The following is a 13262-nucleotide window of genomic DNA, read 5'->3' as shown; positions in this document are numbered from 1 at the left end:
GCTACGGACTCGGACCGCACTTCGAAGGCCGCAACGCCACCCACCAGATGAAGAAACTCACCCTGGATGACCTCAAGGAATTCAGGGACTACTTGAGGATTCCCATTTCCGACGCCCGTTTGGAAGAGGACCCGTACAGCCCGCCCTATTTCCACCCCGGCGCAGACGCCCCCGAAATCGCCTACCTCCTTGAACGAAGGAGGGAACTCGGAGGCTACACGCCCGAGCGCCGTCCCAACCACAAAGCCATTGAACTGCCCGAAGCCAAGACCTTCGACGTCGCCAAGCGCGGCACCGGCAAGCAGCAGGCAGCCACCACCATGGCCTTCGTCAGGCTCCTCAAGGACCTGCTCCGCGACAAGAAGTTCGGGCACCGGATCGTTCCCATCGTGCCGGATGAATCCCGGACCTTCGGCATGGACGCGTTCTTCCCGACCGCCAAGATCTACAACCCGGGCGGCCAGAACTACCTGTCCGTGGACCGGGACCTGGTCCTGGCTTACAAGGAATCCGCCCAGGGCCAGCTGATCCACCCCGGCATCAACGAAGCCGGCGCCGTCGCAGCCTTCACCGCCGCCGGTACCGCCTACGCCACCCACGGCGTGCCGCTGATCCCGGTCTACGTGTTCTACTCCATGTTCGGCTTCCAGCGCACCGGCGACGCCTTCTGGGCAGCCGCGGACCAAATGACCCGCGGCTTCATCATCGGCGCCACCGCAGGACGGACCACCCTCACCGGCGAAGGACTCCAGCACGCCGACGGCCACTCCCCCATCCTCGCCGCCACCAACCCGGCAGTGGTCACCTACGACCCCGCCTACGGCTACGAAATGGGCCACATCGTCCGCGACGGCATCGAACGCATGTACGGACCGGATTCCGAAGGAAACAACGCTGCCGGTCCGGCCGGTTCAGCTGCTGACCGCAACCTGATGTACTACATCACCGTCTACAACGAACCCATCACCCAGCCCAACGAACCGGAGAACCTCGACGTTACCGGCGTCCTGAAAGGCATTTACCGGGTGTCGGCGTCGGAGGCTGAGGGTCCGAGGAGCCAGATCCTGGCGTCAGGCGTTTCGGTCCCGTGGGCGCTGGAAGCCCAGCGGATCCTGGCCGAGGACTGGGGCGTCTCCGCCGACGTCTGGTCCGTCACGTCCTGGAACGAGCTCCGCCGCGACGGCCTGGCAGCCGAGGAGGAGGCCTTCCTGAACCCCGGCGAACCGGCCCGGATCCCCTTTGTGGCCCAGCAACTGGCCGATGCCCAGGGTCCCGTGGTGGCGGTCTCGGACTACATGAAGGCCGTCCCGGACCAGATCCGGCAATTCCTGCCGCATCAGTTCGCCTCGCTCGGCGCGGACGGCTTCGGCTTCTCCGACACCCGCGCCGCGGCCCGCCGCTTCTTCAAGAACGACACCCACTCCATCGTGGTGAAGACGCTGCAAATGCTCGCGGCGAGGGGCGATGTGGAGGAGGGCGCGCCGTCGTACGCCATGGACCGCTACAAGCTCCTGGACGTCAACGCCGGGACCACCGGCGGAGCGGGCGGCGACGCCTGACCTGCGAATCCACATGACAGGTGACGGCAGTGTTCCCGCGGAACACTGCCGTCACCTGTCATGTCGCTGGGTAGGCTGGGGCGATGGCTGACTCACTGGAACCGCGCACGACGGCGGTGCTGCTCGCCGCCGGGGCGGGCACCCGTTTGGGACGGGGCCCCAAGGCCCTGCTGCCGTTCCGCGGCCGCACCCTGGTGGAAGTACTCGCTGCGGTTCTGCTCGACGGCGGCTGCCGCGAGGTCGTGATCGTCCTCGGCGCCGACGGGGTGAGAGTCGCAGAAACCGCGGATCTGGGCCGTTATACCGTCGTCGAAAACCCCGATTGGGAGTCCGGGATGGGCGGTTCGTTCCGCGTAGGTGTGGGGGCTGCGCCAGCCGGGGACCATGTGCTGATCGCGCTTGTCGACCAGCCCGGCTTGACTCCGGAAACGGTGTCCCGGCTCTTGGCAGCGCACCGGCCGGGCCGGGTGGCTGCCGCCGCCTACCGCGCGCCGGACGGGTCCCTCGAACGGGGTCACCCGCTGCTGCTGGACGCCACCTTGCGTGTCGAAGCGGCGGAATCAGCAAGGGGTGACGCCGGCGCACGGTTCTTCCTCAAGGCGCACCCGGAACTTATCGACCTGGTGGACTGCAGCGACCAGTCCGGCGGCGACGACCTGGACTCACCGGACCAGCTGGGGCTGCTCGGCCAATAGCCCCGGCCGGCAATCCCCCAAACCCGCATTCACTCAGGCCCGCACCCCGGCCGCGAGCAGCTCCTCCAATCCGCGCTTGAACCCGGACCGGCCGCCGTGTGCGGGATGCCTGATCTTCGGCACGTCCAGTCCGGACCGTTGCAGGCTGCGGTGCGCCACGTTGCCCACTGCCACCACGGTTTCAATGGGAAACAACTCCGTCAGCGCCTGCCAGAACGGGGTCCCCAGGGTTGCCTCGGCGGCGGTGGGCGTGCGGTTGGAGAGGGGACGCCCGGGTACGTGGGTGTGCCACGGGCAGGCGCTCCACAGCACGGGCAGGAAATCCAGCCCGGCCAGTACGTCCCACATCACCGTGGCCGTCGGCTCGGCCGCAACCCCCGCGGCATCCGGCGGCAGCACGTAGCCCTTCCCCGGACCGAACAACCCGAAGCTGTTGGCCGGGCCCTCAAACATGGTGCGGTTGGTGAAGGGAACACCGGTGATCCGCATGCCCCTGAAGCCGGGAGCCTCCCCCACCAGCAGCACCGTCGGGGAGCGGTCGAGCATTTCCTGGAGGTAGATGTCCAGGTTGCGCCGGCGCTGCGCATTGGCGGCCACGGCGTGATCGAAGAAATTGGTGCACCCCGGGCCTGTGGCCACGGCTGCAAGCCGCTCAATGAACGCCTCAATGGACGGCGTGCTCACACTTGCCTCCTCCCAAGCGCGAACGGGCAGATAATGCCCGCAAACCGCCGGTTTGAGGTCATTATCTGCCCGTTCGCGCTCAAGTGAGGACCGGCTACCAGCGCGGGTGGATCCACTCGCGGAAGTAGCGGTCGTAGATTTCGTGGACGCCGACGTCGAACGTTGCGTCAATGCCGCTGACGGCCGCGGCGGCGGCATTGGTGCGGGCCTGTTCCACGTTGCGCGCGCCGGGGATCACCGTGCTGACGCCGTCCTGCGCAGCGATCCACGCAATCGCCGCCTGGGCGGTGCTGACGCCGTCGGGCACCAGTTCCTCGAACTCGGCCACCGCCTTGAGGCCCTGCCCGAAGTCGACGCCGGAGAAGGTCTCCCCGACGTCGAACGCGGAGCCGGTGCGGTTGTAGTTCCGGTGGTCGTCCGCCGCGAAGGACGTGTCCGCGGTGTACTTGCCGGAGAGCAGGCCCGAGGCGAGCGGGACCCGGGCAATGATGCCCACCCCGGCTGCCTCGGCCGCGGGCAGCACTTCGTCCAGCGGCTTGAGCCGGAAGGCGTTGAGGATGATCTGCACGGTGGCCGTGCCTTCGTGGCGCATGGCCTCGAGGGCTTCCTCGGTCCGCTCCACGCTGACGCCGTAGTTCCGGATGGCACCTTCAGCCACGAGCGTGTCCAGTGCGTCATAGACCTCGGCGTTGCTGTACACGGCGGTGGGCGGGCAGTGCAGCTGGACTAGGTCCAACTGCTCGACGCCCAGGTTGCGCCGGGACCGGTCGGTCCACTCGCGGAAGTTGGCGAGGTTGTAGTTCTCCGGCTGCTGCTCCATCCGGCGGCCCATCTTGGTGGCCACCGTGATATCCAGGCCGGGGTTGTCCGCCAGGAACGCGCCGATGGCCTGCTCGCTGCGGCCGTCGCCATAGACGTCCGCCGTGTCGAAGAACGTAACGCCCTCTTCCACGGAGGCGGCCAGGATGGCCTGCGCCTGTGCGGGGTCCACGTTGCCCCAGTCCGCCCCGAGCTGCCAGGTCCCCAGTCCAACGATGGAGACGTTCCGTCCGGTCTTGCCCAACAATCGCTTTTCCATCCTCCGACTATAGGCCGTTAGCGCTCTCAAGACGCGGGGTCAGTCCCGCTTCCTTCAGCCCCAGGTAGATCTTGTCCCGTGCGATGGGTAGCTCGGCAAACCTCACCCCCGTGGCGTTCCGGATAGCGTTGGCGAGCGCCGGGGCCACGGGATTGAACGGGCTCTCGCTCATCGATTTCGCCCCGAGCGGGCCCAGTTTGTCGCTGGTCTCGGCGAAATAGACCTCGCTGCGGGGCACGTCCGCGAAAGTGGGGATGTGGTACTGCCGCAGGATGTCCGTGGTGACCTTCCCGCCGTCGTCCACTTTCACTTCCTCGTACAGCGCCGCGCCGAGGGCCTGCGCAATCCCGCCTTCGATCTGGCCACGGCACTGCCGCGGGTTGACCACCACGCCGGCGTCGGCGGCCTGCACGCTCTGCAGGATCTTCAGTTCGCCGGTGCCGGTGTTGACTGCCACCCGGAAACCCTGGACGTTGAACGCCACCGATCGCGGTGTCCCGCCCCAGTGCCCCTCGGTGGCGAGCTCGACGCCGGCGGCTTCGGCGGCGTCGAAAATATCCGTCAGCGGCACCCGGGCTCCTTCGCACACCACGGCTTCCTCCTCCAGCACGACGCCGGAGGCCTGCACCTGGCGGATGCCCGCGGCGAACGCCCGGATCCGGATGGCGAGTTCTTCCGCCGCGGCCAGCGTGGCCTTGCCGGCCACCACGGTTCCGGCGGAGCCGAAGGCGCCGGTATCGTGCTGCACCAGGTCGGTGTCCGACTGCCGCACCGTGATCCGCCCCGCTGTCGTGGACAGCGCGGTGGCTGCGAGCTGCGCGTGGACGGTGGTGGTGCCGTTGCCGAATTCGGCGGTCCCGACGTCGGCGGCGTACGTTCCGTCCTTAAGGAGCCGGAGCCTGGAGTGGGCAAAGTGGCCGCGCGGCGGGACCGTGTCGATCATGGACAGCGCGGTCCCCTCCCCCGTGACCCAGTCGGGGCCCAGGTCGTCGAGGCCGGCGGCCCGGTACCGCTCGAGCCCGCGGGCAAGGGCGTCCTGCACCAGGCTGGTGCACTGGTCCAGGCCGTAGCTGCCGTAGTGCACGTCCTCTTCGGGCGCGGAGTGCGTGGAGAGCATGTCGTCGCCTTCGAGGACCATGTTGCGGCGGCGGAACTCCAGCGGATCCATCCCGATTCCAGTGGCGAGTTCGTCGATGCCGGACTCGATGGCGAAGATCATCTGGCTCAGCCCGTAGCCGCGGAACGCCCCGGACGGCACCGTGTTGGTGTACACGGCGTGGGCGTCCACCTTCTTGTTGGCGCACTTGTACACGCCCAGGGATTCGCCGCAGCCGTGGAACATCACGCCCGGGGCGTGGTTGCCGTAGGCGCCGGTGTTGGTGAGCACGTCCAGCTGCAGCGCGGTGAGCCTGCCGTCCTTGCTGGCACCGGCTTTGAGGTGGATGGTGAACGGGTGCCGGGTGGTGGCGGCCGTGAACTGTTCGGTCCGGGTGAATTCGAGCTGCACCGGGCGCTTCAGTTTCAGCGCGGCAAGGGCCACGACGTCCTCGGTGAGCACCTCCTGCTTGCCGCCGAAGCCGCCGCCCACCCGGCCGGCCACCACGCGGATCTGCTCCTCCGGCAGGTCAAAGACCCGGGACAGCGTGCGCCGGACCAGGAACGGGACCTGGCTGGAGGTACGGACCTGGAGCCGCCCGTCGTGGTCCACGGAGGCGATCGCGGCATGCGTTTCCAGCGCAGTATGCTGCACGCGGTGGGTCCGGTAGGTCTGTTCATGGATGAAGTCGGCCTCGGCAAACCCGGCGGCAACGCTGCCCAGTTCCGAGTGCAGCTCCGCCACGACGTTCTGTTCGGGCCGGCTGATGCGCGCCGTGGCCGCGTCCTTTTCGCCGTGGACCGCCGGGGCTCCGGGGCGCATGGCTTCCTCCGGCGTGAAGACTGCGTCCAGCACCTCGTACTCGACGTCGAGGGCGCGCACGCCGGCTTCCGCCGCCGCCACGGAATCGGCGACGACGGCGGCAACCTTCTGCCCGATGAACCGGACGACGTCGTCCAGGACGCGCGTATCGTCCGGATCGTCGGTGTACAGCTCGTGCTGGGCCGTGGAGAACAACTGCGCCGGCGCGTCCTCATGGGTGAAGACGGCCACCACTCCCGGGATCTCCAGTGCGGCAGTTGAGTCGATGGACAGCACCCGGGCATGGGCGTGCGGCGACCGCGCGAGTTTCAGGTGCAGAAGCCCGGGCAGTTCCTCGGCGGGGACGTCCAGGGTGTAGCGGGCCTTTCCTGTCACGACGGCGAGGCTCGCCGGGGCGGGAACGTCGTCACCCAGCTGGCCCGGCTTGGGCTCCGGCTGCCCTTCGCCGGCGATCCCCGAACCGGGGCCCTTGGGGTCCGGGTGTCCTTCACGGCCGCAGACGGCGTCCTCGATGGCCCGGTATCCGGTGCAGCGGCAGAGGTTGCCCTTGAGGTTCCGGGGCAGGTTCTCCGTCTGCTCCTCGTCGAAGGTCGCGGCCGTCATCACCATGCCGGCGGTACAGAATCCGCACTGGAATCCCTGGCGGTCCAGGAACTGCTGCTGCATCGGGTGGAGCTCGCCGGCGGTTCCGCAGGTGCCGGCGAGCCCCTCGACCGTAGTGACGGAGTGCCCTTCAGCCCGGACGGCAGGGTAGATGCAGCTGTGAACGGGAGTGCCGTCCACGTGGACCGTGCAGGCGCCGCAGTCGCCGCCGTCGCAGCCTTTCTTGACGCCGAAGTTGCCCTGCTCTCGCAGGAAGGTGCGCAGGCACTGGCCGGGACGCGGCTCGGCGTCGGCCGGGACGCCGTTGATTTCAATGGCGCGGGTGGTCTGGTTGGCCATGCTCAGGCCCCTTCCTGCTGCGGCGAAGCCTGCGGTGAAGACGTTTGTTGTGGTGAACCGTGCCGGGGCGAAGCGATTTGCTGGCGCGACTTGCGCTGGGGCGGTTGTGGCTGCGGCGGCCAGAAGTCCCCGGAGACCCGGACCGGCGGAACCCCCGAAGGGGCTGCCAGTTCCGCCCTGATTTCCTCCGCGAGACGGTAGGTCATGTCCTTCCGCCAGGCGGGCAGGCCGTGGATGTCGTCGTGGTACAGCTCCGCCGGAATGGCGGCGTCGAGCGCGTCGACGAGCGCGGCCGCGGAAACCGCCGCAGAGGCCTGATCCCGCGTCGCGGCGGGAAAGCGCAGCTGCACGGGCCGCTTGGTGGCGGCGGTGACGGTGAGGACCAGGGTGCCGTCGGCGTCGAGCCTTCCGATCAGCAGCACCCCGGACCGTCCCAGGTTGCTCAGCGACAGGCGCCGGAATGCCACCCGGGACGCCAGCGCCGACGCCGGGAGGCGGATGCTGCGCAGGAGCTCACCGGGTGCCAGGCAGTTTTTGCCGTCCCCGGTGACGAAGGCGGCCACAGGAACCGTGCGGCTGGCACCGCCCGGGCCCAGAACCGTGGCCTGGCCGTCGAGGGCGGCGCACATCGAGATCATCGGCCCGGCCGGCAACGAAGTGCAGAGGTTGCCGCCCACCGTGGACATGTTCCACACCTTGAAGGAGGCCACGAAGGAGTCGCAGCACGGCCGGATGAGGTCCAGGGCGGGCCAGGAGGCTGCCTTGTCACGGCTGGCGGAGGCGGACCCGGCGGCAGTCGCCACGGCCTCGGACTCCGGAAGGGCATAGAGTTCGGCCACCGTGCAGGTTGCCGCAAGCTCAATGCCGGCGTCCGTCACCGTGACGGCGGGCCAGCCGGCGTCGCCAAGGTCCAGCAGCCGCCGGAGCGGCTCCTTGCCGAAGGCGAGGCTCCCGTAGGAGAAGAGGACTGTCCCGCCGGCGAGCCAGGCATCGCCGTCCCGCCATTCTGCCGGGTCCTGGGTGCGGACCACGGCCTCGATGGTGTTCATGTCCATGGGGTCTCCTGGTGTTGCGGGGTGTTGAGGTTCTGAGTTGTGACGGCGTGAAGGGGTCCGGTGTGATGAGACCCGGCGTGGATCGGGCCGGCGCCGTCCTTCAGCGATGAGGCCCGGACGGATGCACCGGCGGAGCGGCTGCGGCTGGCCACGAGTTCGGCGGTGATGGACACCGCCACTTCGGCCGGGGTGACCGCGCCGAGGTCCAGTCCGATGGGCGAATGCAGCCGGGAGAGGTCTTCGGTGCTGACTCCGGCGGCAAGCAGTGAGTCGACGCGCTGGCGGTGGCTGCGGCGCGATCCCATGGCGCCCACGTAGGCCAGGTCCAGGCCCAGCGCTGTGCGGAGCAGCGGAATGTCGAACTTGGGATCATGGGTCAGGACGCACGCCACGGTCCGGGCGTCGATCCGTCGCGCCGCTGCTTCCTCGGCCAGGAACCGGTGCGGCCAAGCGGTGACCACCTGCTCCGCACCGGCGAACCGTGCCTGGCTTGCGAAAGCCGGCCGGGCGTCGCACAGGGTCACGTGGTAGCCGAGCAACTGTGCGGCGGGCAGCAGGGCGGCACCGAAGTCGTTGGCGCCGAAGATCAGCAGCCGGGCGGGTGGCAGCCGGCTCTCCACCAGCAGGGTGATCGGTTCCGGGCCGGTGGCCGGGCCGGTCCCTGCTTTTTGTGGCACGGTTGTGCCGGAAAGGCACCCCTCCGGCGGGGCAAGCCGCACCAGGCCGGTGCGCCCGCCGCGCAGTAGCGGTTCCAGCTGGGCAGCAGCGGCCCGTGCCAGGCGTCCGGCCTCCGGCGCACCGGTGGAGGCCAGCCCCAGCAACGCTGCAAGTTCGGCCGAGGAATCCGCCCGGAAGCTTGCCGGATCCGGGATCACGACGGCGCCGCCCCCGTTGGCGTCCACCCGCCGGATCAGCGCGAGGGCGCTCGCGGGTCCGGGACCGGCCAGGGACCTCAGGTTCTCCAGCCGGAGCCCGCCGGGCGCCGAGCCCAGCGGCTCGATATGGATCTCCAGCTCACCGCCGCAGGTCAGCCCGACGGCGAATGCGTCCTCGGCGCTGTAGCCGAAAAACTCACGGCGCGTGCCGCCGTCGTGCATTGCCTGCAAAGCCGCCTCCACCACGGCGCCTTCAACGCAGCCGCCGGACAGGCTGCCCAGCACGTCGCCGGCCTCGGACACGAGCATGGACGTGCCCAGCGGCCTCGGCACGGATCCGCCGGCGCCCACCACGGTGGCCACTGCGCAGCGCTGGCCGGTAACGGCGGGCTGCCACTCCCTGAGTGAGGGCATCAGATCCAACATTGCTGCACTCCCTTTTCCTGTGCGGCGATGGTGTCCATATTCTCGTTCCTATCCTGCGCCGGGGGAAGCACCGGCAGTTGTGGCGCCTGCGTCAGTTTCGTTGCAGTTTTCGCTGCGGTTTGGTGGACCGGCATTTTGGTGGACCGGGGCCGGCCCCATCTGCCTGCCCCGGTCCGGTCTAAGGGTGTTCCTACGCGCTGGTTCCTGCGCCCGGAGTGCTACGCACCCAGCAGGGCGTTGATGGGACCGCGGGCGAAGTACACCAGGAAGCCGGCGGTGACCACCCACATCAGCGGGTGCACCTTCCGGATCTTCCCCGAGCAGGCGCTGATGACCGCCCAGGAGATGAAGCCGACGCCGATGCCGTTCGCGATGGAGTAGCTCAGCGGCATCGTGACAATGGTCAGGAACGCCGGCAGCGCCACGGAGAACTTGCTGAACTTGATCTCGCGGATCTGGGCCATCATCATCGCGCCCACCACCACCAGGGCGGCGGCAGCAACTTCCAGCGGCACCACGGAGGTGAGCGGGGTCAGGAACATCGAGCCCAGGAACAGCACGCCCGTCACCACGGAGGCCAGCCCGGTGCGGGCGCCCTCCCCGATGCCCGCCGCGGAATCGATGTACACGGTGTTGGACGAACCGGACGTCGCGCCGCCGGCGACGGCTCCCAGGCCTTCGACAATGAAGGCCGACTTCAGCCGCGGGAACGTGCCGTCCTTGTGCGCCACGCCGGCGCTCTTGGCCAGGCCGGTCATGGTGCCCATGGCGTCGAAGAAGTTGGTGAACACCAGCGTGAACACCAGCATGGTCGCGGCGAGCCCGCCGATCCGGCCGAAGGCGCCGAACAGGTCGAACTGGCCCACCAGGGACAGGTCCGGGGCGGACACCAGGTGGCCGGAGAGGACAGGGGTGTTCAGGTGCCAGCCGCCGGGGTTGCCCGCGCTGCCGGGGCCGATCTTCATCACGGCCTCAACCACGGCCGCCAGTGCGGTGGTGGCCACGATGCCGATCAGCAGGCCGCCCTGCACCTTCCGGGCCACGAGGACTCCCATGACCAGCAGGCCCACAATGAACACCAGGGTGGGAACCGAGGTGATGGATCCGTTGTCGCCCAGCTGGACCGGAGGACCGGCCGTGGTGGCCCGGACAAAGCCGGAATCCACGAATCCGATGAACGCAATGAACAGGCCGATGCCCACCGTGATGGCGGCCTTCAGTTCCTTGGGGACCGCCCGGAAGATGGCCGTCCGGGCACCGGTGACACCGAACAGGACGATCAGGATGCCGTTGATGACCACCAGGCCCATAGCCTCGGCCCAGGTAACCTCCTGGATCACGGCCACGGCCAGGAAGGAGTTGATGCCCAGCCCGGCCGCGAGCCCGAAGGGCAGGTTGGCGATCAGCCCGAACAGGATGGTCATAACGCCGGCGGTGAGGCCGGTGACGGCACCCACCTGTGCTGCGGACAGCCAGCCGCCGGCAACATCGGTGGGGGCGTTGTCCGCGCTGAAGCCGCCAAGGATCAGCGGGTTCAGGATGACGATGTAGGCCATGGTGAAGAACGTGACCAGGCCGCCGCGCACCTCGCGGGCCACAGTGGAACCGCGCTTGGTGATGTCGAAGAAACGGTCCAGGAAAGCGTTCGTCGGCTGCGGGCGCTTGGGGGCGGCAGGCTGCTGCCCGTTGCCTTGCGGATGTCCGCCCGCGGTGGTGTCCAGGATTGTCATCTCAGCCACCGGCCCTAGTAGTCAATCCTGGAGTCGAGCGTATTCCAGGTGTTGAAGGGTTCGAGGATCGGCGGTGCCTGCGGGTCGTCGAGTTCCAGCTTGGCCACCGGCATGAGCGCGTCGCGCCCGCCGTTTTCGAAGTACTCGTAGAACACGGCGTCGTCGAAACCCACGGACGCGGCGTCGTGCCGGTCCGCCGCAAACACCACCCGCTCCACCCTGGCCCACAGCGCCGACGCCAGGCACATGGGGCACGGCTCGCAGCTGGTGTAGAGGGTTGCGCCGGTGAGGTCGAACGTGCCCAGCTCGCTGCAGGCGCGGCGGATGGCCGTGACTTCGGCGTGGGCTGTGGGGTCATTCGTGGCGGTGACGCGGTTGACGCCGCCGAACGTTTTTCCGTCTGCCGTGACGATGACGGCGCCGAACGGGCCGCCGCTGTTCAGGACGTTGGCCGTGGCCAACCTGATTGATTTGGCCAGGTAATCCTGGGCCGTGACGGTGGTACTCATGATGCGACTCCCTTTGCTGGGAAGCCGGTACGCCGAGGTGGGACGAAATGGCCAGATGCGACGGTTACCAGGCTTCAGCATGTGCTTTTGAAGGTTAAGTTGCGCCTGGTAGATAGCTTCCCCGGAGTCCGGGGGCCCGCCTTTGGCAAAATCGAGATTAGCACCGGAACGTGAGCTGCGCCATAGGTTTTGGAAAGTTAATTTCGTGATGTGAAATTGCGTCGGCCGGGAGGGGCCCCGGAAGGGGGCCGCAGGCTGTCACAATCCAGTGCGTTGACGCGGCGCTTCCCGCCGTCCTACGCTGATGCCCAACCGGCGCCCGCCTTAGCCTGCGCCGGGAGCCTGGATCAGCAGACAGGCCCTCACTGAGCTGGCATTTCATCCGCACGCTCAGACAGGAATCCCGTTTATGGCTACCCAACCCTCCGCACACCGGCTCTGGATCCGGAATCCGCTCGCGGCCTTTACCGCCAACACCCTGGACGCCTCCGGCGGCATCGTGGTGAGCGGCGGAGTCATCACGGAAGTGCTTGCCGCCGGCCAGCTGCCGTCCGCGCCCTGCCAGGAAACGTTCGACGCCGGCAGCCACGTCCTGCTGCCCGGCCTGATCAACACGCACCACCACTTTTACCAAACGCTTACGCGCGCCTGGGGTCCGGTGGCCAACGCCCCGCTGTTCCCGTGGCTGCAGAACCTGTACCCGGTCTGGGCGCGGCTGACGCCGCGGGACCTGGAACTGGCCACCACTGTTGCGCTCGCGGAGCTGCTGCTCTCCGGCTGCACCACCGCAGCGGACCACCACTACCTATTCCCGGACGGCATGGAGGACGCCATCGACATCGAGGTCCGCGCGGTGCGGGAGCTGGGCATGCGGGCCACGCTCACCCGCGGCTCCATGACGCTCGGAGAGGACGACGGCGGGCTGCCGCCGCAGTCCACCGTCCAGGCGCCGGAGGTCATCCTGGCCGACAGCGAGCGGCTGATCCGCGAGTACCACGAGCGCGGCGACGGCGCCGTGATCCAGATTGCCCTGGCCCCGTGTTCACCGTTTTCCGTGACGAAAGAGATCATGGCCGAGAGCGCCTCGCTCGCCGAGCGGCACGACGTCCGGCTGCACACGCACCTGGCCGAAACCCTGGACGAGGAGGACTTCTGCCGGGAGATGTTCGGCCTGCGCACGGTGGAGTACCTGGAGAGCGTGGGCTGGCTGACGGACCGGACCTGGCTGGGCCACGGCATTCATTTCAGCGACGCGGAAATCGCCGCGCTGGGAGCCGCGGGCACCGCCGTCGCGCATTGCCCCACCTCCAACATGCGGCTGGCCTCAGGTACGGCGCGTGTGCTGGAACTGGAGGACGCTGGAGTCCCGGTGGGGCTGGGAGTGGACGGATCGGCGTCGAACGATGCCTCCAACATGATCCTGGAGGCGCGGCAGGCGCTGTACCTGCAGCGGCTGCGCTACGGCGCGCAGGTGCCGGTGGAGCGTGCGCTGGGCTGGGCGACGCGGGGCTCGGCGGCGGTACTGGGCCGCGGTGATCTGGGGCAGCTGGCGCCGGGGATGCAGGCGGACCTGGCCCTGTTCAAACTCGACGAGCTGCGGTTCTCCGGCAGCCACGATCCGGTGGCCGCGCTCCTGCTATGCGCGGCAGACCGGGCCGACCGGGTGATGGTGGGCGGCCAGTGGCGGGTGGTGGACGGGCAGATTCCGGGACTGGATCTTTCTTCGTTGATCGCGGAGCACTCGGCTGCGGCGCGGAAGCTGGTGAACGGGTAGGGGCCCTATGCCCCGGC

The 13262-nt window shown here is 68.5% G+C and carries 9 protein-coding genes and 1 pseudogene; 3 read left to right on the top strand and 7 right to left on the bottom strand.

Annotation, left to right across the window (positions count from 1 at the left end):
* Both PV761_RS12810 and nboR read left to right on the top strand, forming a co-directional pair.
* Positions 1-1559 (top strand): annotated as a pseudogene (locus PV761_RS12810) (pyruvate dehydrogenase (acetyl-transferring), homodimeric type); the annotation flags it as partial.
* An 83-nt stretch (positions 1560-1642) separates the two neighbouring features.
* On the top strand, positions 1643-2254 hold the full coding sequence (gene nboR / locus PV761_RS12805) for a nicotine blue oxidoreductase (RefSeq protein WP_347897234.1): 612 nt from the start codon (positions 1643-1645) through the stop codon (positions 2252-2254).
* Between the two features lie 33 nt (positions 2255-2287).
* On the opposite strand, the gene PV761_RS12800 is transcribed toward nboR, so the two are convergent.
* The 7 genes from PV761_RS12800 to PV761_RS12770 all read right to left on the bottom strand — a co-directional run bounded on the left by PV761_RS12800 (position 2288) and on the right by PV761_RS12770 (position 11471).
* Complete coding sequence (locus PV761_RS12800; RefSeq protein WP_347897232.1) at positions 2288-2938, bottom strand: uracil-DNA glycosylase; 651 nt, start codon at positions 2936-2938, stop codon at positions 2288-2290.
* A 94-nt stretch (positions 2939-3032) separates the two neighbouring features.
* Positions 3033-4016: an aldo/keto reductase gene (locus tag PV761_RS12795; RefSeq protein WP_347897230.1), complete on the bottom strand. Its 984-nt coding sequence runs from the start codon at positions 4014-4016 to the stop codon at positions 3033-3035.
* Between the two features lie 7 nt (positions 4017-4023).
* Positions 4024-6876 carry a molybdopterin cofactor-binding domain-containing protein gene (locus tag PV761_RS12790; RefSeq protein ID WP_347897228.1) on the bottom strand — a complete coding sequence of 951 codons (2853 nt, stop codon included), beginning with the start codon at positions 6874-6876 and terminating at the stop codon, positions 4024-4026.
* 2 nt (positions 6877-6878) lie between these two features.
* The gene (locus tag PV761_RS12785; protein WP_347897226.1) at positions 6879-7931 is read right to left on the bottom strand and encodes an FAD binding domain-containing protein; all 1053 of its coding nucleotides are present in this window, start codon (positions 7929-7931) and stop codon (positions 6879-6881) included.
* Positions 7922-9232 (bottom strand): XdhC family protein, encoded by a 1311-nt coding sequence (locus PV761_RS12780; protein ID WP_347897224.1) that lies wholly within the window; start codon positions 9230-9232, stop codon positions 7922-7924. The genes PV761_RS12785 and PV761_RS12780 overlap by 10 nt, the downstream gene beginning before the upstream one ends.
* A 218-nt stretch (positions 9233-9450) precedes the next feature.
* A complete protein-coding gene (locus tag PV761_RS12775) occupies positions 9451-10962 on the bottom strand; it encodes an NCS2 family permease (protein ID WP_347897237.1) in 1512 nt (503 codons plus the stop codon).
* A 14-nt stretch (positions 10963-10976) separates the two neighbouring features.
* Positions 10977-11471 carry a nucleoside deaminase gene (locus PV761_RS12770; RefSeq protein ID WP_028271151.1) on the bottom strand — a complete coding sequence of 165 codons (495 nt, stop codon included), beginning with the start codon at positions 11469-11471 and terminating at the stop codon, positions 10977-10979.
* Between the two features lie 409 nt (positions 11472-11880).
* Here PV761_RS12770 and PV761_RS12765 point away from each other — a divergent pair, with 409 nt between their 5' ends.
* Complete coding sequence (locus PV761_RS12765; protein ID WP_347897222.1) at positions 11881-13245, top strand: 8-oxoguanine deaminase; 1365 nt, start codon at positions 11881-11883, stop codon at positions 13243-13245.
* The last annotated feature ends 17 nt before the right edge of the window (positions 13246-13262 follow it).

The organism is Arthrobacter sp. CC3 (assembly GCF_039907775.1).
In the GTDB taxonomy this organism is placed as follows: Bacteria; Actinomycetota; Actinomycetes; order Actinomycetales; family Micrococcaceae; genus Arthrobacter.
The sequence above is the reverse complement of the archived record's forward strand: the minus strand, read 5'-3'. Positions and strand labels throughout refer to the sequence as shown.